The following is a 3,556-nucleotide window of genomic DNA, read 5'->3' as shown; positions in this document are numbered from 1 at the left end:
CCGGCGGGGCCGGCGGGGCCGGCGGGGCCGGCGGGAATGGTCGTCATCCGGCCATTCTGGCCATCCCGGAGCCGGACGTGCGAGGTGCACCGCCCACGGACGCTCAGGGGACGAGGACGACCTTGCCGAACACCTGCCCGGACCGCAGGAGGTCGTGCGCGCGGCCCGCCTCGGCGAGCGGCATCCGCGCGGCGACGACGGGACGCACGGCCCCGGCCGCGACGAGCGGCCACAGGTCGCGCGCGACGCCCGCGACGACGGCGGCCTTCTCCCCGGCCGGGCGCGACCGCAGCGTCGTCCCCAGCACCCGGGCGCGCTTGGTCAGGAGCGTCCCGAGGTCCAGCTCCGCCCGGCGCCCCCGCTGCAGGCCGATGACGGCGAGCCGGCCGCCGGTGCCGAGCGCCTCGAGGTTGCGCGCGAGGTAGGCGGCGCCGACCACGTCCAGGACGACGTCGACGCCGCGTCCGCCGGTCGCCTCGCGCACCACGGCCACGAAGTCCTCGCTCCGGTGGTCCACGACGACGTCGGCCCCGAGCTCCCGGCACCGGGCGGCGCGGTCGGCGCCGCCCGCCGTCGTCACGACGTGGACGCCGAGCGCGTGCGCGGCCTGCACCGCGAAGGACCCCACACCGCCCGATCCGCCGTGCACCAGCAGCCACTCCCCGGGGCGCAGGCCCGCCCCGAGCTCCGTCGACCACAGCGTGGACCAGACCGTGCACGCGGCCTCCGGCAGCGCCGCCGCGTCGAGGAGATCCACACCCGCGGGGACGGGCAGCAGCTGCGCGGCCGGGACGGCGACCCGCTCGGCGTAGCCGCCGCCGGACAGGAGCGCAGCGACGCGGTCCCCGACGCCCACGCCGACCACCCCGGCCCCGACGCCGGCCACGGTGCCCGCGACCTCCAGGCCGGGCCAGTCCGGGGCGTCGGGCGGGGCCGGGTACCGGCCGGCCACCTGGAGCAGGTCCGCGTTGTTCACGCCCGCCCCGGCCACGTCGAGGAGGACCTCGCCGGTGCCCGGCACGGGTGCCTCGCGGTCGTCCAGGACGAGGCCGTGACCCGCCTCGTCGCCGGTGATCTTGACAAACTTCATGACTCAGAGTCTTGCAGCCTGCCTGAACGTGCCCACTAGGGTCGATCCGGCCGGGGATGGTCCGGTACAAACCCTCATGCCTGGGTGCCCGCGCGCCGATGGGTGACCGGACGGCGATGTCGCGTACCGGGGGCCGCCGTCGGCCGGCACCGCGCGCGGTGGGGCGCACATCGCGCAGTGAAGGAGACACCATGCTTCGCAGGTTGGGCATCCGCGGGAAGTTCCTCGCGGCCCTGTCCGTACCCGTCCTCGTGCTGTTCGCGCTCGCAGGGACGATCTCGATGCAGTCGATCGAGGACGTCCGCGTGGCGCGCACGGTCAACGAGCTGCTGGGCTCCCTGAGGGAGGCCCGTGAGCTCAGCTCCGCCCTCCAGGCGGAGCGGGACGCGACGCTGGCGTACGTCGTGGCGGACGCCGCCACAGCCGAGCCGCTGCGGGGCGAGGTGGACGGGACGCGCCGCACGGTGGACGCCGCGATCCGCGACGCCCAGGTGGCCGCGACCTCGATCGACCTCGACTCCCTCGACCCCGTGGTCGAGCGCGCCGTGACCGGTCTGGAGGACCAGCTCGGCGCCCTGCAGAACCTGCGCGCGACGGTCGACGCCGGCGGTGTCACGATGCGCGGCGTCTTCAACGGCTACTCCACCGTCGTCGAGCGGGTCACCGCCTTCCCCTCCGTCGTCGCCAACGCCCTCGACGACCGCCGTCTCGCGTCGATCGTCAACGCGCAGACCCAGACCATGCAGCTGGTCGAGGACTACCGCCAGGAGCAGGTCCTCGGCCGGGCCGTCCTGGACGGCGCGCAGTCCAACGCCGACGTCCAGGAGCTCGTGCGGACCATCCCCGCCACCAACGTCCAGCAGGAGTCGACGACCCTCACCGTCGCCCAGCTCCAGCTCCCCGGCGAGATCACGGTGCCGCCGGTCCGCGTCGGCCTGCAGAGCTACGGCAGCATCCGGAGCATCCCGCTCGGTGGTGAGTCGACCTTCATCACGTTCATCACGTCCGAGCAGTGGTACGAGCTCGCGGGCGAGCAGTCGCGTGAGTACGACCGGCTGCTCGCGCAGCTCGCCGACGCCGCCCAGACCCGCGCCGACTCCGTGGAGGGCGCCGCCTTCCGCACCGCCTTCCTGACCATCAGCCTCACCGTCCTCGCCGTCGTCATCTCGATCGCCACCGCGCTCACCATCGCGCGCCAGATCGTCGAGCCGCTGCGTCGCCTGACCCTCGCGGCCGGCCAGGTCCGCGACGAGCTGCCCCGCCTGGTGGAGCAGGTCTCCGTCCCCGGCCAGGGCCCGGACCTGGCGCTGGCCCGCATCCCGGTCACCTCCCGGGACGAGGTCGGGCGTCTCGCCGAGGCGTTCAACGAGGTCAACTCGACGACGATCCAGGTCGCCCAGGAGCAGGCCGCCCTGCGTGGCTCGATCGCGGAGATGTTCGTCAACGTCGCCCGGCGCGACCAGGTGCTCCTCAACCGGCAGCTCTCCTTCATCGACGCCCTCGAGCGCTCCGAGGAGGACCCGGCGACGCTCGCCGACCTCTTCCGGCTCGACCACCTCGCCACCCGGATGCGCCGCAACGCCGAGTCGCTCCTCGTGCTCGCCGGCATCGACACCGGGCGCCGCCTGCGCGAGCCGCTGCCCCTGTCCGACGTGATCCGCACGGCGTCGTCGGAGATCGAGCACTACGAGCGCATCCACCTCGACCTCCCGGTCGACCCGCTGATGCTCGGGCACGTGGCCCTGCCCGCCGCCCACATGCTCGCGGAGCTCCTCGAGAACGCGACCGTCTTCTCCGACCCCGGCACCCCGGTGCAGGTCTCGACCGGCATCGACGAGACGCACGTCATCGTCACGGTGCTCGACCAGGGCCTCGGGATGACCGCCGCGGAGCTCCAGGACGCCAACGCCCGGATCCGCACCACCTCCGCCGGCGACGTGGTCGGCGCCCAGCGCCTCGGCCTGTTCGTGGTCGGCCGCATCGCCGGGCGCCTGGGCGCGGACGTGCAGCTGGGCCTCGGCCCGGACGGCACCGGCACGCTGGCCACGGTCCGGGTGCCCGTCGTCCTCTTCCTCGAGACGGCCTCCATCCCGCTCACGGCCCCCGTCGCGGCCGGTTCGGCCCGCGCCGACCAGACCTTCGCGCCCGTGGAGGAGGCCGCCGTCGTCGTCCACGACACGGCCTTCGCGCCCCCGCCGGAGCACGTGCAGGACGTCAGCCCCGGCAGCCTCGGCTCCGAGGAGAACCCGGCCGAGGCGGTCGACCTGACCGCCCTCACGGACGGGGAGACCGGTCACGGCCTGCCGCGTCGCCGGTCGCGCGGCGCCGACGTCGCCGCCCCGGCCCCGAGCACGGGCTACCGGGACCAGGACGACGCGGCCGCCGCGCCGTCGATCCCCCTCGCACCCCGGGCGGAGGCCCTCGCGGGCGCCGCCACGCTCCCGTCCGACGACGCCTGGGCGCCGG

General features: G+C 75.1%; 2 protein-coding genes. One reads left to right on the top strand and one right to left on the bottom strand.

Features of this window, described 5'->3' with window-relative positions:
* Positions 1–103: 103 nt before the first annotated feature.
* On the bottom strand, positions 104–1,090 hold the full coding sequence (locus N866_RS11465; protein ID WP_034226451.1) for a zinc-binding dehydrogenase: 987 nt from the start codon (positions 1,088–1,090) through the stop codon (positions 104–106).
* Between the two features lie 191 nt (positions 1,091–1,281).
* Here N866_RS11465 and N866_RS19925 point away from each other — a divergent pair.
* Positions 1,282–3,556 (top strand): sensor histidine kinase (locus tag N866_RS19925; RefSeq protein ID WP_162177317.1); only part of this gene is annotated, 2,275 nt, incomplete at its 3' end.

Origin of the sequence: Actinotalea ferrariae CF5-4, from assembly GCF_000603945.1 — a bacterium.
Classification (GTDB): Bacteria; Actinomycetota; Actinomycetes; order Actinomycetales; family Cellulomonadaceae; genus Actinotalea; species Actinotalea ferrariae.
This window is presented reverse-complemented; position numbering and strand designations above follow the sequence as displayed.

Coding starts and splice junctions, on each gene's coding strand:
- N866_RS11465 (WP_034226451.1), bottom strand. CDS start 1,090: ATGAAGTTTGTCAAGATCACCGGCGACGAGGCGGGTCACGGCCTCGTC.